17 protein-coding genes and 2 tRNA genes are annotated in these 18304 nt (G+C 51.6%); 16 read left to right on the forward strand and 3 right to left on the reverse strand.

What is annotated here, in order from left to right:
• Positions 1 to 37: 37 nt before the first annotated feature.
• A complete protein-coding gene (gene ispB, locus BL249_RS01755) occupies positions 38 to 1009 on the reverse strand; it encodes an octaprenyl diphosphate synthase (RefSeq protein WP_099705432.1) in 972 nt (323 codons plus the stop codon).
• 292 nt (positions 1010 to 1301) lie between these two features.
• On the opposite strand from ispB, the gene rplU reads away from it, so the two are divergent.
• The 3 genes from rplU (at position 1302) to cgtA (ending at position 3299) form a co-directional block, all read left to right on the forward strand.
• Positions 1302 to 1613 carry a 50S ribosomal protein L21 gene (rplU, locus tag BL249_RS01760; protein ID WP_099705433.1) on the forward strand — a complete coding sequence of 104 codons (312 nt, stop codon included), beginning with the start codon at positions 1302 to 1304 and terminating at the stop codon, positions 1611 to 1613.
• Between the two features lie 15 nt (positions 1614 to 1628).
• Complete coding sequence (rpmA, locus tag BL249_RS01765; RefSeq protein WP_099705434.1) at positions 1629 to 1886, forward strand: 50S ribosomal protein L27; 258 nt, start codon at positions 1629 to 1631, stop codon at positions 1884 to 1886.
• A gap of 237 nt (positions 1887 to 2123) precedes the next feature.
• On the forward strand, positions 2124 to 3299 hold the full coding sequence (cgtA, locus tag BL249_RS01770; protein WP_099705435.1) for an Obg family GTPase CgtA: 1176 nt from the start codon (positions 2124 to 2126) through the stop codon (positions 3297 to 3299).
• Between the two features lie 35 nt (positions 3300 to 3334).
• On the opposite strand, the gene dacB is transcribed toward cgtA, so the two are convergent.
• Positions 3335 to 4774, reverse strand: a complete 1440-nt coding sequence (dacB, locus tag BL249_RS01775) for a serine-type D-Ala-D-Ala carboxypeptidase (RefSeq protein ID WP_099705501.1) — start codon at positions 4772 to 4774, stop codon at positions 3335 to 3337.
• 250 nt (positions 4775 to 5024) lie between these two features.
• On the opposite strand from dacB, the gene greA reads away from it, so the two are divergent.
• Positions 5025 to 5501 (forward strand): transcription elongation factor GreA, encoded by a 477-nt coding sequence (gene greA, locus BL249_RS01785; protein WP_099705437.1) that lies wholly within the window; start codon positions 5025 to 5027, stop codon positions 5499 to 5501.
• A gap of 160 nt (positions 5502 to 5661) precedes the next feature.
• Here the strand turns inward: greA and yhbY are convergent, their stop codons facing one another.
• Entirely contained in the window at positions 5662 to 5955 is a 294-nt protein-coding gene (gene yhbY, locus BL249_RS01790; RefSeq protein WP_099705438.1) for a ribosome assembly RNA-binding protein YhbY, read from the reverse strand.
• A gap of 127 nt (positions 5956 to 6082) precedes the next feature.
• Here yhbY and rlmE point away from each other — a divergent pair, with 127 nt between their 5' ends.
• The 12 genes from rlmE to truB all read left to right on the forward strand — a co-directional run bounded on the left by rlmE (position 6083) and on the right by truB (position 18166).
• The gene (gene rlmE / locus BL249_RS01795; protein ID WP_099705439.1) at positions 6083 to 6712 is read left to right on the forward strand and encodes a 23S rRNA (uridine(2552)-2'-O)-methyltransferase RlmE; all 630 of its coding nucleotides are present in this window, start codon (positions 6083 to 6085) and stop codon (positions 6710 to 6712) included.
• Positions 6713 to 6767: 55 nt separating this feature from the next.
• Positions 6768 to 8675: an ATP-dependent zinc metalloprotease FtsH gene (ftsH, locus tag BL249_RS01800; protein ID WP_099705440.1), complete on the forward strand. Its 1908-nt coding sequence runs from the start codon at positions 6768 to 6770 to the stop codon at positions 8673 to 8675.
• Positions 8676 to 8771: 96 nt separating this feature from the next.
• Positions 8772 to 9608 carry a dihydropteroate synthase gene (gene folP, locus BL249_RS01805; protein WP_099705502.1) on the forward strand — a complete coding sequence of 279 codons (837 nt, stop codon included), beginning with the start codon at positions 8772 to 8774 and terminating at the stop codon, positions 9606 to 9608.
• A 71-nt stretch (positions 9609 to 9679) separates the two neighbouring features.
• Positions 9680 to 11014 carry a phosphoglucosamine mutase gene (gene glmM, locus BL249_RS01810; RefSeq protein WP_099705441.1) on the forward strand — a complete coding sequence of 445 codons (1335 nt, stop codon included), beginning with the start codon at positions 9680 to 9682 and terminating at the stop codon, positions 11012 to 11014.
• A gap of 228 nt (positions 11015 to 11242) precedes the next feature.
• Entirely contained in the window at positions 11243 to 11581 is a 339-nt protein-coding gene (secG, locus tag BL249_RS01815; RefSeq protein ID WP_099705442.1) for a preprotein translocase subunit SecG, read from the forward strand.
• Positions 11582 to 11633: 52 nt separating this feature from the next.
• Positions 11634 to 11720: transfer RNA gene (locus BL249_RS01820), tRNA-Leu, on the forward strand.
• A gap of 59 nt (positions 11721 to 11779) precedes the next feature.
• A tRNA-Met gene (locus BL249_RS01825) sits at positions 11780 to 11856 on the forward strand.
• 212 nt (positions 11857 to 12068) lie between these two features.
• Positions 12069 to 12521 (forward strand): ribosome maturation factor RimP, encoded by a 453-nt coding sequence (gene rimP / locus BL249_RS01830; RefSeq protein ID WP_143354772.1) that lies wholly within the window; start codon positions 12069 to 12071, stop codon positions 12519 to 12521.
• A gap of 24 nt (positions 12522 to 12545) precedes the next feature.
• Positions 12546 to 14033 carry a transcription termination factor NusA gene (gene nusA / locus BL249_RS01835; RefSeq protein ID WP_099705443.1) on the forward strand — a complete coding sequence of 496 codons (1488 nt, stop codon included), beginning with the start codon at positions 12546 to 12548 and terminating at the stop codon, positions 14031 to 14033.
• A 24-nt stretch (positions 14034 to 14057) separates the two neighbouring features.
• Positions 14058 to 16736, forward strand: a complete 2679-nt coding sequence (gene infB / locus BL249_RS01840; RefSeq protein ID WP_099705444.1) for a translation initiation factor IF-2 — start codon at positions 14058 to 14060, stop codon at positions 16734 to 16736.
• A 66-nt stretch (positions 16737 to 16802) separates the two neighbouring features.
• On the forward strand, positions 16803 to 17210 hold the full coding sequence (gene rbfA, locus BL249_RS01845; protein ID WP_099705445.1) for a 30S ribosome-binding factor RbfA: 408 nt from the start codon (positions 16803 to 16805) through the stop codon (positions 17208 to 17210).
• A complete protein-coding gene (gene truB, locus BL249_RS01850) occupies positions 17207 to 18166 on the forward strand; it encodes a tRNA pseudouridine(55) synthase TruB (RefSeq protein ID WP_099705446.1) in 960 nt (319 codons plus the stop codon). The genes rbfA and truB overlap by 4 nt, the downstream gene beginning before the upstream one ends.
• Positions 18167 to 18304 lie beyond the last annotated feature (138 nt).

Raw genomic sequence — 18304 nt, forward strand, 5'->3', positions numbered from 1 at the left:
TCCTGTCGATGCGGCGGTCAGAACTGCCGCTGGATCTTCAGAATTCACGCTGCACAGACATATGAGCCAGCCCTTCCAGCGCGCTACGCCAGGGGGATTCAGGTAATGCGTTCAGGGCAGTAATGGCTTTGTCGGCTTCCTGTTCGGCGCGCTGGCGCGTCCATTCCAGTGAGCCGCACTGATGCATTGCCTGCAACACCGGTTCCAGCAAATGCCGTCCGTTACCCTGTTCAATAGCACCACGAATCATTGCAGTCTGGTCAGGCGTGCCGTGACGCATGGCGTATAATAAAGGTAGCGTCGGTTTGCCTTCGCTGAGATCGTCACCGACGTTCTTACCCAGCGTTTTGCCATCGGCACTGTAATCAAGCAAATCGTCAATCAGCTGAAAGGCGGTTCCGATGTAGCGGCCATAATCCTGTAGTGCCTTTTCCTGTTCAGATGTGGCACCGGCAAGAATGGCTGAAGCCTGCGCTGCGGCTTCGAATAAACGTGCGGTTTTACTGTAAATTACCCGCATATAGCTGTCTTCAGTAATATCGGGGTCATTACAATTCATTAATTGCAGTACTTCGCCTTCCGCAATGACGTTTACCGCTTCTGACATCAGCCCCAGTACCCGTAGCGAACCCAGTCCGGTCATCATCTGAAAAGCGCGGGTGTAGATGAAATCACCAACCAGCACGCTGGCGGCGTTACCAAATGCGGCATTGGCGGTCGCTTTGCCCCGGCGCATATCTGATTCGTCAACCACGTCGTCATGTAGTAGCGTTGCGGTGTGAATAAATTCAATCAGCGCCGCTACCATAGTATGCTGCTGCCCGCTGTAATTCAGCGCGCGCGCGGCCAGAATGGCAATCATCGGACGGATGCGTTTGCCACCCCCGCTGACGATGTAGTGGCCCAATTGATTGATCAGCGACACATCGGAATTCAGTTGTTCCAGTATGATTGCGTTAACGTCCGCCATGTCCTGCGCGGTGAGTTCGTTTATCTGTTCTAAGTTCATCAGTCTGTTCAGCTATTACTCAATCTGCTGCCAGGATAAGCGTCCGTTACCGTGGCTGTGCCCTGGCAATCTCCGGGCATAGATGCCGGACATGCCGATGGATATCAGCAAGAGTGTACTTGAAAATTGTGTGGTTGAAACGCACCTAATTGTGCTGCGCTTTTTTTCTGCAATAGTCGCAATCTGGCACTTGTCTTAATTGATAAACTTGCGTAGAATTCGCGCCCTATTGTGAATAATTTATAGCGCGGCCGGAAAAATTAAGATGGCAAGCGCATAAGCGGAGTTTGATATGTACGCGGTTTTCCAAAGTGGTGGTAAACAACACCGAGTAAGCGAAGGTCAGACCGTTCGCCTGGAAAAGCTGGACATCGCAACCGGTGAAACCATTGAGTTCGACCAGGTTCTGATGATTGCCAATGGTGAAGACGTGACGATTGGCGCGCCTTTAATTTCAGGCGGTGTGATCAAAGCAGAAGTTGTTGCACACGGTCGCGGCGAAAAAGTTAAAATCGTTAAGTTTCGTCGTCGTAAGCACTACCGTAAGCAGCAGGGTCACCGTCAGTGGTTCACTGATGTGAAAATCACTGGCATCGGCGCCTAAGAGGAGATCTGACAAATGGCACACAAAAAGGCTGGCGGCTCCACTCGTAACGGTCGCGACTCAAATGCAAAACGCCTGGGCGTAAAACGTTTTGGCGGTGAAACTGTTCTGGCAGGCAACATTATTGTTCGTCAGCGCGGTACTAAATTCCATGCGGGCACTAACGTTGGCTGTGGCCGTGACCACACGCTGTTTGCTACCGCAAATGGTAAAGTGAAATTCGAAGTTAAAGGCCCGAATAACCGTAAATACATCAGCATTGTTGCTGAGTAACGGTTAGCACGCCGCGCAGCCGCTAAGGCTGTATAACGACGGTTCAGAAAGCCCCGCTCAGATGGCGGGGCTTTTTACATTCTGCGCCCGGCTACTGTTAGCGATGTTGAGCCGGGATGTTGTACACTTTATACACAGTGTGTCGTCGCTGGTGTTAAGTCCGCAGGGCGTCATCCCGGATTGCCGGCGTGGTTTTTCTGCGCCAGACATCGGGCGAATGTTAGACGGAGAAGTAGCATGAAGTTTGTTGATGAAGCGACCATCCTGGTGGCTGCAGGTGATGGTGGTAATGGTTGCGTCAGCTTTCGCCGGGAAAAATACATTCCGAAGGGCGGCCCGGACGGCGGTGATGGCGGGGACGGTGGCGATGTCTATGTTGAAGCGGATGAAAACCTCAATACGCTGATCGACTATCGCTTTGAAAAAGCTTTTCGCGCCGAACGTGGTCAGAATGGCCAGAGCCGCGATTGTACCGGTAAACGGGGTAAAGACGTGGTGATTAAAGTACCGGTCGGCACCCGTATTATCGATCAGGGAACCGGTGAAACCCTGGGTGATATGATGCGTCACAACCAGCGCCTGATGGTGGCAAAAGGGGGATGGCACGGGCTGGGTAATACCCGTTTTAAATCCTCTGTTAACCGTACTCCGCGTCAGAAAACGATGGGAACACCAGGTGAACAACGCGACCTGCAGCTGGAACTGATGCTGCTGGCTGACGTTGGTATGCTGGGTCTGCCCAATGCCGGGAAATCCACCTTTATTCGCGCGGTTTCTGCGGCCAGGCCCAAAGTGGCTGACTATCCTTTCACTACCCTGGTGCCCAGCCTTGGGGTGGTGCGTATGGACAATGAAAAGAGTTTTGTTATTGCTGATATTCCCGGGCTGATTGAGGGCGCTTCTGAAGGCGCTGGCCTTGGTATTCGCTTTCTGAAACATCTCGAACGTTGTCGGGTATTGTTACACCTGATCGATCTGGCTCCGATCGACGAATCGGATCCGGTTGAAAATGCCCGGATCATCCTCGGTGAGCTGGAAAAATACAGCGAAAAACTTTTTCATGAGCCGCGCTGGCTGGTGTTCAATAAAGCAGATTTGCTTGATGCCCAGGAGGCCGCAGCGCGTGCTCAGGCGATTGCAGATGCATTAGACTGGCCAGAAAAACATTATGTTATCTCAGCGGCCAGCCAGCACGGCATAAAAGAGTTGTGCTGGGATGTCATGTCATTTCTGGTTGCCCATCCTAAACCGCTGACGGAAGAGCAACCGCAGGCAGCTGAGAAAGTTGAATTTATGTGGGATGACTATCATCGTGAGCAACTCGAAGCTGCCGCTGAAGCTGAAGATGACGACTGGGACGATGATTGGGATGAAGACGATGATGAAGGGGTGGAAACCGTTTATCAGCGTTGACAACAGCAACGGGAGCCTTTGGCTCCCGTTGCTGTTTAATTAGCGGAATAAAGGTCGCGATAGAGGCGGCTTTCAAAGCGCACCAGCGGAATACGTCGCTGGCGTTGATCCTCTGGTGGTACAGCATAGCCCGACAAAAATTGCACGAAAGCTACCCGCTGACCGCTGGCGGTAGTCAAAAATCCGGCAAGGTTATAGACCCCAGACAGCGAGCCGGTTTTGGCTGACAGCTTACCGTCAACGCCTGCTTCATGCAGACCGCCACGGTAGCGCAATGTGCCGTCATAACCTGAAAGCGGTAGCATAGAAATAAAATCCAGCTGCTGATCGTGCTGGGCAATGTATTGTAATGCCTGCATCATTGTTTCAGGGGAAAGCAGGTCATGACGTGACAGGCCTGAACCATCCACCTGAATACTGTTTCCCATATCAATACCGGCTTTTTGTCGCAGAATACGCCGTACCGCATCAGAACCTGCCCGCCAGGTTCCGGGCACGCCAAAATAGTTATGGCCGATGGTGCGGAAAACGGTGTCGGCAATCATATTATCTGATTTTTTCAGCATGATACGCAGAAGGTTATGTAATGGTGCCGATTGCGTTTGCGCCAGCACATTACCGGGGGTGTTAACCTGGGTCTGTCGTACCAGGTGCCCGCTGTAATCAATGCCGGCATCTGACAGCATGGCTTTCAGCAGCTGGCCTGCGTAGGCTGCGCCGTCCTGAATGGCGAAAGCCAGCGGTAAAGGTTCGGCTCGCTGCGGCATACAGCCCGTCAGGGTGTAGCGATTTAGCTCGCCGGTTACCACATCCAGTTCGCAATATTGTCCATCAGTGGAATTGCGGCCCAGAGTCCGTACCTGGCTGAAAACGCTGACCGGATAAAAAGATGCCACGGTGACATGGGCTATTTCATCCGGCTGGCCACTATGCAAGGCAACCGAAAAACAGTTACGGTCAACAATTGCTGCGGCCGGAGGGGCATCGAAACACTCAGAAATATCGTTCCACGGCCAGCCTGGCGCTTTGTCGTGGCTGGCAAATACCGAAGTATCAATAACCAGATTTCCGTCAATGTGGCTGATACCCAGTTTTTTTAGCTGAGCGACCATATTGCGCATATCTTGCCGGGATAATGTTGGATCGCCAGCGAAACGTGCAATTAAATCGCCATTCAGCGTATTACCACTGACGCGGCCATGACTCTCCAGCGTGGTGGTAAAGCGAAAATCCGGCCCCAGCTGAAGCAGCGCCGCCAGCGCCGTAAGCACTTTCATGGTACTTGCCGGCAGCGCCATCTGCTTACTGTTGTATTCGAGAAGTGGCGTCGGCGAACCTATTTTCTGCGCCAGAAATGCCAGGTTTGTCCCTTCAGGTAAAAATTGCGTATAACTTGCTACTGAGGCGGCCTGTGCCGCTTGCACTGTCAGTAAAACTGCACAGGCAGCACGGGTAAGAATTCGTAAAAATCGCATAATCTCGCGGAAAAAAGCAGATGGTGCTGTCATACTACGGTGCATTGAGGTGGAAAGTAAACGATGACCCGGGGGGAACTCCTGGGTAAAATACGTATCAAAATGCAAAATGATGATCTGGCCTGGGGAACGCTCTGGGTCAGGTTTCTTTCGTTTGTAAACCTGATAATAAGCGCCGCAGAACGCTTTTCTGCAATCACCGGTAAGGATGACGAAGTTTTACACAGGATTGATTTAATGAGGTATTGAGATGAACCAGATTCCGATGACGTTGCGTGGCGCGGAAAAGCTACGTGCTGAACTCGAAGAGCTGAAATCGGTAAAGCGCCCGCGGATTATCGCCGCTATTGCTGAGGCTCGTGAACACGGCGACCTGAAAGAAAACGCAGAGTATCACGCTGCGCGTGAGGAGCAGGGTTTTTGCGAAGGACGCATTCAGGAGATTGAAGCCAAGCTCTCCAATGCTCAGGTGATTGACGTAACAAAAATGAACGCGAATGGCCGGGTTATTTTTGGCGCGACGGTAACGGTGTTAAACCTCGACAATGATGAAGAGTCGACTTACCGCATTGTGGGCGATGATGAAGCCGATTTTAAACAAAATCTGATTTCGGTAAATTCACCCATGGCGCGGGGTTTGATAGGCAAAGAGCAGGGCGACGTTGCTATCGTTAAAGCTCCGGGCGGCGATGTGGAATACGAAATCATCAAAATCGACTATATCTGATGGCAGCGGATGCCGCCGGTCTGCAGCGGTTGCTTTAGTTGAGATATTTTGTAAAGAAAAGAAAAAGGCCGCGGTGCGGCCTTTCATACCGTTAAAGAGCGTGTCAATTTCATTCAGACCTGTGCCACGTTGCTTGACGTGACGCCGCAGGTCAGGGAAATTAACGGGGAAGGGATATTTTACGCTCCTGGGAAGGACGGTAGAGTACCAGTGTTTTACCGATCACCTGCACGTTTGCAGCGCCCGTTTCGCGTACAATGGCTTCCACCACCAGGTTTTTTGTCTCACGGTCTTCCGTGGCGACTTTTACTTTGATGAGTTCGTGGTGTTCGAGAGCCTGTTCGATTTCGGCTAACACCCCTTCTGTCAGACCATTGTTACCCAGCATTACCACCGGTTTCAATGGATGGGCCAGCCCTTTCAGGTGCTGTTTTTGTTTAGTACTCAGATTCATTGTATTTTTTACTTAACAGGGATTGAAAACAGAGCATTCTACCGCCATCTCTGGTGTATCACCAAATCGGCAGCACGGGTTTATGCGGTTTATTTATCGCTCACGATGAATCATAGTTGGAAATAGTATGACTGGTAAAAAGCGTTCAGCCAGTTCCAGCCGCTGGCTACAGGAACACTTTAGCGATAAATACGTGCAGCAGGCACAGAAAAAGGGCCTGCGTTCGCGTGCCTGGTTTAAACTGGATGAAATACAGCAAAGTGACCAGTTGTTTAAACCTGGAATGACGGTCGTGGATTTGGGGGCGGCACCTGGCGGATGGTCGCAATATGTCGCCACGCTGATAGGGGCCAAAGGGCGTATCATTGCTTGTGATATTTTGCCCATGGATCCTATTGTTGGTGTTGATTTCCTTCAGGGTGATTTTCGTGATGAGTTAGTCATCAAGGCACTTCTGGATCGGGTTGGTGAAGAAAAAGTCCAGGCGATCATGTCGGATATGGCGCCAAATATGAGCGGCACGCCTGCGGTTGACATTCCACGCTCAATGTATCTGGTTGAGCTGGCGCTTGAAATGTGTCGGGACGTGCTGGCACCGGGTGGTAGCTTTGTAGTGAAAGTGTTTCAGGGAGAAGGCTTCGATGAATACCTCCGGGAAATTCGCTCCCTGTTTACGAAAGTGAAAATTCGTAAGCCGGACGCTTCGCGCTCACGTTCGCGCGAAGTGTACATTGTAGCGACAGGGCGCAAACTATAGTACCCTACGCTGTCTGTTAACACAGTTGTAATAAGAGGTTAATCCCTTGAGTGACATGGCGAAAAACCTGATCCTCTGGTTAGTCATCGCAGTCGTACTGATGTCGGTATTCCAGAGCTTTGGGCCCAGCGAGTCTAATAGCCGAAGAGTTGATTACTCAACCTTCCTGCAGGAAGTGAATCAGGATCAGATCCGTGAGGCACGTATTAACGGGCGTGAAATCAATGTAACCAAAAAAGACAGTAATCGATACACGACCTATATTCCTGTCAACGATCCCAAGTTGCTCGATAACCTTTTGACTAAGAATGTCAAAGTGGTGGGTGATCCGCCTGAAGAACCGAGCATGCTGACCACCATTTTTATTTCCTGGTTCCCGATGCTGTTGTTAATAGGCGTCTGGATCTTCTTTATGCGCCAGATGCAGGGTGGTGGCGGTAAAGGGGCAATGTCATTCGGCAAAAGCAAGGCCCGAATGCTGACCGAAGATCAGATTAAGACCACGTTTGCTGACGTCGCCGGCTGTGACGAAGCAAAAGAAGAAGTCGGTGAGCTGGTGGAATATTTGCGCGAACCCAGTCGTTTTCAAAAGCTGGGCGGTAAAATTCCAAAAGGTGTGCTGATGGTGGGGCCACCGGGGACCGGTAAAACGCTGCTGGCGAAAGCTATTGCCGGTGAAGCGAAAGTACCTTTCTTTACTATTTCTGGTTCTGACTTCGTTGAGATGTTCGTCGGTGTTGGTGCTTCACGCGTGCGTGATATGTTTGAGCAGGCGAAGAAAGCCGCGCCTTGTATTATTTTCATCGATGAAATCGATGCGGTCGGACGTCAGCGTGGAGCAGGGCTCGGTGGTGGTCACGACGAACGTGAACAGACGCTGAACCAGATGCTGGTTGAGATGGATGGTTTTGAGGGCAATGAAGGCATTATCGTGATTGCTGCCACTAACCGTCCGGATGTGCTGGATCCCGCCTTGCTGCGTCCGGGACGCTTTGACCGTCAGGTTGTGGTTGGATTGCCGGACGTGCGCGGCCGTGAACAGATTCTTAAAGTTCATATGCGGCGCGTCCCGCTGGCGACAGATATTGATGCGGCGATTATTGCACGTGGTACACCCGGCTTCTCCGGTGCCGATTTGGCGAATCTGGTAAACGAAGCTGCCTTGTTTGCGGCGCGCAGCAATCGCCGGGTTGTGTCAATGGTTGAGTTTGAAAAAGCCAAAGACAAAATCATGATGGGTGCTGAACGGCGCTCAATGGTTATGACAGAAGCGCAAAAAGAGTCAACGGCTTATCATGAAGCAGGACATGCGATTATTGGACGTCTGGTACCAGAACATGATCCGGTACATAAAGTAACGATTATCCCGCGTGGCCGCGCGCTTGGCGTGACTTTTTTCCTGCCGGAAGGCGATGCTATCAGTGCCAGTCGTCAGAAGCTGGAAAGCCAGATTTCGACCCTTTACGGTGGCCGTCTGGCCGAAGAGATTATCTACGGTGCTGAGCATGTGTCGACCGGGGCGTCTAATGACATTAAGGTCGCGACTAACCTGGCACGTAACATGGTGACGCAGTGGGGCTTCTCTGAGAAGCTTGGCCCCTTGCTGTATGCCGAAGAGGAAGGTGAAGTTTTCCTCGGCCGTTCTGTTGCAAAAGCTAAGCATATGTCAGATGAAACGGCCCGCATTATCGATCAGGAAGTCAAACATCTGATCGAAACCAACTATCAGCGTGCCCGTCAGATCCTGAATGACAATATGGACATTCTTCATGCCATGAAAGATGCGTTAATGAAGTATGAAACCATTGATGCGCCGCAAATTGACGATCTGATGGCCCGGCGTGAAGTCCGCCCGCCTGCCGGCTGGGAAGAGGCACAAAGCAATGACTCTGATAACGGCTCGCCGCAGGCACCGCGGCCGGTTGATGAGCCGCGCTCACCTAATCCTGGCAATACCATGTAAGTGGTTCCGACGAGGTTATTCGGCGGTTAACGTTAAGACTGAGCCCCGGAAATGCCGGGGCTTTTTATTTTGTCCGGTTATAAGGAGCGTGCGCTGATGAAACTTTACGCCAGGGATAGCGTGCTGGATTTGTCGCATCCCCACGTCATGGGAATCTTAAATGTCACGCCCGATTCGTTCTCTGATGGCGGTAAACATAACACCCTTACCGCCGCCCTGACGCATGCGAATGAAATGATTAATGCAGGGGCGACCATTATTGATGTGGGCGGTGAATCAACGCGCCCGGGGGCAGATAAGGTTAGCATAGAGCAGGAACTGGATCGCGTGATTCCGGTGGTGGAAGCCATTGCCCAACGTTTTGAAGTGTGGATTTCTGTCGATACCTCCAGACCCGAGGTGATTCAGGCAGTGGCAAATGCCGGAGCACATATTATTAATGATGTGCGTGCATTGCGGTTGCCTGGTGCTCTGGAGGCTGCTGTGGCCAGCGGGTTGCCGGTTTGCCTCATGCATATGCAGGGCGAGCCACAAACCATGCAGTCAGATCCTTGTTATGCCGATGTGTATCGTGCCGTCGATGATTTTTTTACCCGGCATATCACCCGTTGTGTTTCGGCCGGGATCACTAAATCGCAGATGCTGCTCGACCCGGGATTTGGTTTCGGTAAAAATCTTAGTCACAATTATCAGCTGCTGGCCCGGCTGAGCGATTATCACCATTTTGGTCTGCCGCTGCTTGTCGGCATGTCGCGTAAAAGTATGGTTGGTCAGCTACTGAATGTCGGACCATCACAGCGTTTAAGTGGTAGCCTGGCCTGCGCGGTGATTGCCGCCATGCAGGGGGCGCATATAATCCGCGTTCATGATGTGAAAGAGACCGTTGACGCAATGCGCGTTGTGGAAGCGACACTGAACGAAAGAAATCAGTAGGCGAGTCTGGTGGATGGCTTATTTTGTCATCTCTTCCTGACGTAACCGGCTATCAGAAAGATGAAGGGTATATGAGCAAGCGTAAATATTTTGGTACAGATGGTATTCGTGGCAAAGTAGGGGAATCACCTATCACTCCCGATTTTGTGCTCAAGCTTGGCTGGGCGGCGGGCAAGGTCCTCTCCGGTCAGGGTTCGCGTAAAGTGATTATCGGCAAGGACACGCGCATTTCTGGTTATATGCTGGAGTCGGCGCTTGAGGCCGGTCTGGCTGCTGCCGGTCTCTCCGCTGCTTTTACCGGGCCGATGCCAACGCCTGCTGTCGCCTACCTGACCCGTACTTTCCGTGCCGAAGCGGGCATTGTGATTTCCGCATCCCATAATCCTTATGATGATAACGGCATAAAATTTTTCTCCACCGATGGCACCAAGCTCCCCGACGAAGTGGAAGCGGCGATTGAAGCCGAAATGGAAAAAGCGATTACCTGCGTTGAATCGGCCGATCTCGGACGTGCCAGTCGTATCGTCGATGCAGCCGGTCGCTATATTGAGTTTTGCAAAGGGACGTTTCCCAGCGAGCTGAACCTGAATGGTCTGAAGATCGTGGTGGATTGCGCGAACGGCGCAACTTACCACATTGCGCCTAACGTTATGCGTGAGCTGGGTGCTGAGGTCGTTTCTATCGGCGTGCAGCCGGACGGTATGAATATCAATAAAGCGTGCGGCGCCACTGATACCCGTCTGCTGCAGGAGCGTGTGCTGGCTGAAAAGGCGGATTTAGGTCTGGCTTTTGATGGTGATGGCGATCGCGTCATGATGGTTGACCATCTGGGGCGAAGAATTGATGGTGACCAGATTCTCTATATCATTGCCCGTGAAGGATTGCGTCAGGGGCAGCTGCGTGGCGGCGTTGTCGGCACCTTAATGAGTAATATGGGACTTGAGCTGGCGCTGAAACAACTGGGTATCCCTTTCGCCAGAGCGAAAGTAGGTGACAGGTACGTCCTTGAATTATTAAAAGAAAAAGGCTGGCGTCTCGGTGCCGAAAACTCCGGGCACGTGATTTTACTGGATAAAACCACCACCGGAGACGGTATTGTTGCCGGATTGCAGGTGCTGACTGCAATGGTACGTAACCATATGAGTCTGCACGATCTGTGCAGTGGTATGACGTTGCTGCCGCAGATACTGGTAAACGTGCGTTTCAGCGGGCAGCAGGATCCGCTTAAAGATGAAGATGTTCTCGCGCTTACCCGTCAGGCGGAAAAAACACTGCAGGGCAAAGGGCGGGTTCTGCTGCGTAAATCCGGTACTGAGCCGCTGATTCGCGTAATGGTTGAAGGTGAAAACGAAACGGTTGTCAGCGAACTGGCGCATCAGATTGCCGAAGCAGTAAAAGCGGTATAAATGCGGGCAACAAACGTTATCATGGTTTTTCAGGCGTAAGCGGGTATTCAGCGGACCGACTGCCGTTTTTTTCCGCAAACGCGCGTTTCGGCGCAAATTGCACTTGCGTGGATAAGGGGCATTAGTTAGTATTCTCACCCGCTTCAGTGGGTGAGAAATGACATTATCGCCGTAGTGTGGCTGAAGTTTGTTCAGGTGCGGTCAATGCCGCTAGGAAAAAGGTTGATTATGTACGACGCTCTGTTAGTTATTTTCCTTATTGTAGCCGTTGGCCTTGTGGGTCTTATTATGCTGCAACAAGGTAAAGGTGCTGATATGGGTGCCTCTTTCGGAGCAGGCGCTTCTGCGACGCTGTTTGGTTCTTCCGGTTCAGGCAATTTTATGACCCGTACCACAGCTGTACTGGCAACCCTGTTTTTTATTATCAGCCTGGTGCTGGGTAACCTGAACAGTAACAAAACGCAGAAAGGCAGCGAGTGGGAAAATCTTACTGCGCCTGCACAAAGCCAGCAGGCACCGCAACAGCAGCCTGCAAAACCAGCGCCGGGAAATGATATTCCTAAATAAGCTGGTGTAACATATTTTCTGTAAATCTGAGCAAAAATTTGCAGATTATCGTGCCGAGGTGGTGGAATTGGTAGACACGCTACCTTGAGGTGGTAGTGCCCGATTGGGCTTACGGGTTCAAGTCCCGTCCTCGGTACCAAATCATAGTTTTACTTGCATTTTATGCAGGTTAGGCGTAATATTCGCCACGTTTTCGGACGCGGGGTGGAGCAGCTTGGTAGCTCGTCGGGCTCATAACCCGAAGGTCGTCGGTTCAAATCCGGCCCCCGCAACCACTTTCCTTAAGAGTTCTTTTTCAAATATGCTGCAGGCAGTGATCAATGCATGACAGTGAGTTTTGAAAAAAATTTTTCTGGATAGTGTGCCATGTCGCGTGCAGCGACATACAGGGTCCAGTCGCACAAAGCCCCGATTTATCGGGGTTTTTTGTTATCAGGCAATTGTATTACTGGGCTGTAAGCCCTTTTTTTATGTCCTGGAGGTGGCTTTGTCCACATTAGAGCAAAAATTGACAGAGCTGATTTCGGCTCCCGTTGAAGCGCTCGGCTACGAATTGGTTGGTATTGAGTTTGTGCGCGGCCGCACTTCAACGCTGCGTATCTATATTGATAGTGAGAACGGTATTACTGTCGATGATTGCGCCGATGTCAGCCATCAGGTCAGCGCGGTTCTGGATGTTGAAGATCCAATCAGCGTCGCTTATAACCTCGAAGTTTCCTCACCCGGGCTTGACCGTCCGATGTTCACCGCGGAACACTATGTTCGTTTTCTGGGAGAGGAAGTCAGTCTTGTATTACGGATAGCTGTACAAAACCGCCGCAAATGGCAGGGTATAATTAAGTCTGTCGACGGTGAAATGATCACTGTGACCGTTGAGGGTAACGATGAAGTGTTCGCGCTGAGCAACATTCAGAAGGCGAATCTGGTCCCCCACTTTTAAACGTCAGGATTGAGGCTAACCAGGATGAATAAAGAGATCTTAGCTGTCGTTGAAGCCGTTTCCAACGAGAAAGCACTGCCCCGTGAGAAAATCTTCGAGGCGCTGGAGAGCGCACTGGCGACAGCAACCAAGAAAAAGTATGAGCAGGAAATCGACGTACGCGTCAGCATCGACCGTAAAAGCGGCGATTTTGACACTTACCGTCGCTGGCTGGTTGTTGAAGAGGTCACCCAGCCGACACGTGAAATCACCCTTGAGGCGGCACAGTTTGAGGATGAAACCCTCAAGCCTGGTGATTATGTGGAAGATCAGATCGAATCGGTCACTTTCGATCGTATCACCACGCAAACGGCTAAACAGGTTATCGTTCAGAAAGTGCGCGAAGCTGAACGCGCCATGGTCGTGGACCAGTTCCGCGAGCAGGAAGGCGATATTATCACCGGCGTGGTGAAGAAGGTTAACCGCGATAACATTACCCTCGATTTAGGCAGCAATGCAGAGGCCGTAATTATTCGCGAAGATATGCTGCCGCGTGAAAATTTCCGGCCTGGTGACCGCATTCGCGGTATCCTTTATGCGGTACGTCCGGAAGCGCGCGGTGCTCAGCTGTTTGTCAGCCGTTCACGTCCGGAAATGCTGATTGAGCTGTTCCGCATTGAAGTGCCGGAAATCGGCGAAGAAGTGATAGAGATTAAAGCCGCTGCCCGTGATCCGGGTTCCCGGGCCAAAATCGCGGTTAAAACCAACGATAAGCGGATCGATCCGGTTGGCGCCTGCGTCGGGATGCGCGGTGCGCGCGTTCAGGCGGTGTCCAGTGAACTGGGTGGCGAACGTATTGACATCGTACTGTGGGATGATAATCCGGCACAGTTCGTCATCAATGCAATGGCCCCGGCTGATGTCGCTTCCATCGTGGTGGATGAAGATAATCACACCATGGATATTGCCGTAGAAGCCGGGAATCTGGCTCAGGCGATTGGCCGTAATGGCCAGAACGTCCGTTTAGCCTCGCAACTGAGTGGTTGGGAGCTGAACGTGATGACTGTCGACGATCTTCAGGCCAAACATCAGGCTGAAGCACACGCTGCAATCGATGCTTTCACAAAACATCTTGATATTGATGAAGAGTTCGCCACGGTGCTGGTTGAGGAAGGCTTTTCATCTCTGGAAGAACTGGCCTACGTGCCCATCAATGAACTACTGGAAATTGATGGTCTTGATGAAGAGACGGTGGAAGCTTTACGTGAGCGAGCGAAGAGTGCGTTGACTAACCTCGCGCTGGCACAGGAAGAGAGCCTGGGCGATAACAAACCTGCGGAAGATCTGCTGAACCTTGAAGGCTTAGATCGTACCCTGGCATTCAAACTGGCAGCAAAAGGCGTTTGCACGCTGGAAGATCTTGCCGAACAGGGTGTCGACGATCTGACAGATATTGAAGGGCTGGATGATGAGAAAGCCGGTGCGCTGATTATGGCTGCACGCAATATTTGCTGGTTCGGTGATGACGCGTAATAAACTGTAGCAGGAAGGAACAGCATGACAGATGTAACTGTAAAATCCCTGGCTGCAGAGATTCAGACCCCGGTTGAACGCCTGGTACAGCAGTTTGCTGAAGCGGGGATCCGCAAGTCTGAAAATGACTCTGTAAGCCAACATGAAAAAGAGACGTTATTGACACACCTTAGCCGCGATCATAGCAACGGTGGTAAACTGACGTTGCAGCGTAAAACACGCAGTACCTTGAATATTCCCGGTTCCGGGGGTAAAAGTAAGTCAGTACAAATTGAAGTGCGTAAAAAGCGTACTTATGTAAAAGGCGATGCTGCGGATGCGGAACAGGCAGAAGCAGAAGCCCAGGCGCAACGTGAGGCAGAAGAACAGGCTAAGCGTGAGGCAGAAGAAAAAGCCAGGCGTGAAGCTCAGGAAAAAGCCAAGCGTGTAGCCGAGGAGCAGGCCAAACGTGAGGCGGCAGAAAAAGCCAGGCGCGAGGCTGCGGAAAAGAGCAAAGTGAGCAATCAACCTATCAACGAAGCAACCCGTATGAACCAGGCTGAAAAGGCGCGCCGTGAGGCCGAAACGGCAGAACTCCAGCGTAAAGCAGAGGAAGAAGCGCGTCGCAAGCTGGAAGAAAATGCCAAAAAAGCCGCTGAAGAAGCGCGTCGGCTGGCAGAAGAAAAAGCCAGCGAATGGGAAAAAAATGAAGTTGAAGAGGAAACGGATTATCACGTTACCACTTCCCAGCATGCGCGCCAGGCTGAAGATGAGAGCGATCGTGAGGTAGAGGGCGCTCGTGGCCATGGCCGTAACGCAAAAGCCCCGCGCGCTAAAAAAGGCAATAAACACGCGGAAGCCAAAACCGATCGGGAAGAAGCGCGCGCCGCTATCCGTGGTGGCAAAGGTGGCAAACACCGTAAAGGCAGCGCTCTGCAGCAGAGCTTTACCAAACCTGCGCAGGTAGTTAACCGTGATGTGGTTATCGGCGAAACCATTACCGTGGCTGAACTGGCTAATAAAATGGCGGTAAAAGGCTCTCAGGTCATCAAAGCTATGATGAAAATGGGCGCAATGGCCACCATTAATCAGGTTATTGACCAGGAAACCGCTCAGCTGGTTGCCGAAGAAATGGGCCATAAAGTGATTCTGCGTCGTGAAAACGAGCTGGAAGAAGCGGTAATGAGCGACCGTGATACCGGTGCTGCGATGGAATCCCGTGCGCCAGTTGTGACCATCATGGGTCACGTTGACCACGGTAAAACCTCTTTGCTGGACTACATTCGTTCCACGAAGGTTGCGTCGGGCGAAGCGGGAGGGATTACCCAGCATATCGGTGCTTATCATGTCGAAACTGAAAATGGCATGATTACTTTCCTTGATACACCGGGACATGCTGCGTTTACCGCGATGCGTGCCCGTGGTGCACAAGCGACGGATATCGTGGTGCTGGTGGTGGCGGCTGATGATGGCGTGATGCCGCAAACCATTGAAGCTATTCAGCATGCGAAAGCGGCTGGTGTGCCGGTGGTGGTTGCTGTCAATAAAGTGGATAAACCAGAAGCGGATCCGGATCGGGTTAAGAACGAACTGACCCAGTACAGCATCATCCCTGAAGAGTGGGGTGGTGAAAATATGTTCGTCAACGTCTCTGCTAAAGCGGGTACCGGTATTGACGAACTGCTGCAGGCGATTCTGTTGCAGGCAGAGGTGCTGGAACTGACTGCAATTCGCAGTGGCATGGCCAGCGGCGTGGTGATCGAGTCTTTCCTCGACAAAGGTCGCGGTCCGGTTGCTACCGTGCTGGTTCGTGAAGGTACTCTGAACAAAGGCGACATCGTACTCTGTGGTTTTGAGTATGGCCGCGTGCGGGCGATGCGTGATGAGCTGGGACGTGAAGTGACACAAGCGGGTCCTTCTATTCCGGTTGAAATTCTTGGCATGTCCGGCGTACCGGCTGCCGGTGATGAGGCGACGGTGGTCCGTGACGAGAAGAAAGCGCGTGAAGTGGCGCTCTATCGTCAGGGTAAATTCCGTGACGTTAAGCTGGCTCGCCAGCAGAAATCCAAACTGGAAAACATGTTTGCTAACATGTCAGAAGGTGAAGTTTCTGAACTGAATATTGTGCTTAAAGCTGATGTTCAGGGTTCTGTTGAGGCGATTGCTGATTCATTGATTAAGCTGTCCACTGATGAAGTGAAAGTGAAAATCGTGGGTTCTGGTGTCGGCGGTATTACTGAAACCGATGCCACGCTGGCGGCGGCGTCTAATGCTATCATCCTCGGCTTTAACGTACGTGCTGACGCTTCTGCGCGGCGGGTAATTGAAGCAGAAAGTCTGGACCTGCGTTACTACTCAGTGATCTATCATCTGATTGATGAAGTGAAAGCGGCAATGAGCGGTATGCTGGCACCGGAATACAAGCAGCAGATTATTGGTCTGGCTGAAGTTCGTGACGTATTTAAGTCACCGAAATTTGGTGCAATTGCCGGTTGTATGGTTACTGAAGGTCTGGTTAAACGTCACAATCCAATCCGCGTGCTGCGTGATAACGTGGTCATTTATGAAGGCGAGCTGGAGTCTCTGCGTCGCTTTAAAGATGATGTTAACGAAGTGCGTAACGGTATGGAATGTGGTATCGGCGTGAAAAACTACAATGATGTTCGCCCAGGCGACATGATTGAAGTATTTGAAGTGATCGAAATAAAACGCACGATTGATTAATCTGTTACGTATGACAACGACACTTTTGGGAGGCCGCTCGGCCTCCTAATTATTTGGAGATATTTTATGGCGAAAGAATTTGGTCGCCCGCAGCGCGTTTCTCAGGAACTGCAAAAAGAGATTGCTATCATCCTGCAGCGTGAAATCAAAGATCCGCGCCTTGGTATGATGGTCACCGTCTCTGGTGTGGAAGTTTCGCGCGATCTGGCTTATGCGAAGGTCTTTGTCACTTTCCTTAATGACCAGGATGCCGATGCAATCAACAATGGTCTTAAAGCGCTCAAGGAAGCGTCGGGCTACATCCGAACCTTGCTGGGTAAAGCGATGCGTTTACGCATCGTGCCTGAACTCACCTTCTTTTATGATAATTCACTGATCGAAGGTATGCGTATGTCTAATCTGGTGAGCACGGTGATCCGCAATGATGATGCGCGTCGTGTTAATCACGATGATGATGGCAAGGAGGAGGGATGAGCCGTCCCCGGCGTCGCGGGCGCGACGTTCATGGCGTATTGCTGCTTGATAAACCGCCGGGACTCTCGTCTAACGATGCCCTGCAAAAGGTTAAGCGTCTCTACAATGCCAACCGGGCAGGGCATACCGGTGCGTTAGATCCGCTGGCAACCGGCATGCTGCCGATTTGCCTGGGAGAAGCCACCAAGTTTTCCCGCTACTTACTGGATTCTGATAAACGCTATCGGGTTGTTGCCCGTCTGGGCCAGCGCACTGATACTTCTGACGCCGATGGCAGGATCATTAGTGAGCGCCCGCTAACATTCAGTGATGAGCAGCTTGATGCTGCGCTGGACAGTTTTCGTGGCGATTCAATGCAGATACCATCCATGTATTCGGCGCTGAAATATCAGGGGCGTAAGCTGTACGAGTATGCCCGTGAAGGGCGAGAGGTACCGCGTGAAGCGCGTCCGATCACCGTTCATGAGTTGCGATTTATTCGCTATGATCGGACTGAACTGGAGCTGGAGCTGGAAATTCACTGCTCCAAAGGTACTTACATTCGCACGATTATTGATGATCTCGGCGAAAAGCTGTCCTGTGGCGCACATGTGACCGTGCTACGCCGTCTGCAGGTTGCCGGCTACCCGCTGGAAAAGATGATCACTTTGCAGCAGTTACAGCAGATTGCCGCTGAAGAAAATGTGAGTGAATGCTCACCATATGAGCGTCTCGATGCATTGCTAATGCCGATGGATAGCCCGGCGGCCAGCTTGCCTGAAGTCAATATATTGCCGGCGACGGCAGCGTATTTCAAACAAGGGCAGCCCGTACAGGTTGCTGGTGCACCTGTACGGGGATTGGTTCGGGTGACTGAAGGTGAACACCGGTTATTTATTGGGATGGCCGAAATTGATGACAGCGGGCGGGTTGCTCCACGGCGGTTAGTGGTTGAATACCCGGCTGCCGTAACCTGAGTTTTCCGGGGGCCTGCCGTCAATTTAGCGGTTTTTCCTGTTTCTCTGTTTGCTATCAACACAAACGCAGAGTAAAATACGCCGGCTTTATACTTGGGTGTGCTGAATTAGAGATCGGCCCCCGTCATTCACATTATA

Source organism: Erwinia sp. OLFS4, from assembly GCF_002752165.1.
Taxonomy (GTDB): domain Bacteria; phylum Pseudomonadota; class Gammaproteobacteria; order Enterobacterales; family Enterobacteriaceae; genus Izhakiella.

Excerpts from the sequence above, each read along its gene's own strand:
- rlmE (WP_099705439.1), top strand. The coding sequence starts at position 6,083 with ATGACTGGTAAAAAGCGTTCAGCCAGTTCCAGCCGCTGGCTACAGGAA.
- folP (WP_099705502.1), top strand. The coding sequence starts at position 8,772 with ATGAAACTTTACGCCAGGGATAGCGTGCTGGATTTGTCGCATCCCCAC.
- glmM (WP_099705441.1), top strand. The coding sequence starts at position 9,680 with ATGAGCAAGCGTAAATATTTTGGTACAGATGGTATTCGTGGCAAAGTA.
- truB (WP_099705446.1), top strand. The coding sequence starts at position 17,207 with ATGAGCCGTCCCCGGCGTCGCGGGCGCGACGTTCATGGCGTATTGCTG.
- cgtA (WP_099705435.1), top strand. The coding sequence starts at position 2,124 with ATGAAGTTTGTTGATGAAGCGACCATCCTGGTGGCTGCAGGTGATGGT.
- greA (WP_099705437.1), top strand. The coding sequence starts at position 5,025 with ATGAACCAGATTCCGATGACGTTGCGTGGCGCGGAAAAGCTACGTGCT.
- secG (WP_099705442.1), top strand. The coding sequence starts at position 11,243 with ATGTACGACGCTCTGTTAGTTATTTTCCTTATTGTAGCCGTTGGCCTT.
- rpmA (WP_099705434.1), top strand. The coding sequence starts at position 1,629 with ATGGCACACAAAAAGGCTGGCGGCTCCACTCGTAACGGTCGCGACTCA.
- yhbY (WP_099705438.1), bottom strand. The coding sequence starts at position 5,955 with ATGAATCTGAGTACTAAACAAAAACAGCACCTGAAAGGGCTGGCCCAT.
- dacB (WP_099705501.1), bottom strand. The coding sequence starts at position 4,774 with ATGCGATTTTTACGAATTCTTACCCGTGCTGCCTGTGCAGTTTTACTG.
- infB (WP_099705444.1), top strand. The coding sequence starts at position 14,058 with ATGACAGATGTAACTGTAAAATCCCTGGCTGCAGAGATTCAGACCCCG.
- rbfA (WP_099705445.1), top strand. The coding sequence starts at position 16,803 with ATGGCGAAAGAATTTGGTCGCCCGCAGCGCGTTTCTCAGGAACTGCAA.
- ftsH (WP_099705440.1), top strand. The coding sequence starts at position 6,768 with ATGGCGAAAAACCTGATCCTCTGGTTAGTCATCGCAGTCGTACTGATG.
- nusA (WP_099705443.1), top strand. The coding sequence starts at position 12,546 with ATGAATAAAGAGATCTTAGCTGTCGTTGAAGCCGTTTCCAACGAGAAA.
- ispB (WP_099705432.1), bottom strand. The coding sequence starts at position 1,009 with ATGAACTTAGAACAGATAAACGAACTCACCGCGCAGGACATGGCGGAC.
- rplU (WP_099705433.1), top strand. The coding sequence starts at position 1,302 with ATGTACGCGGTTTTCCAAAGTGGTGGTAAACAACACCGAGTAAGCGAA.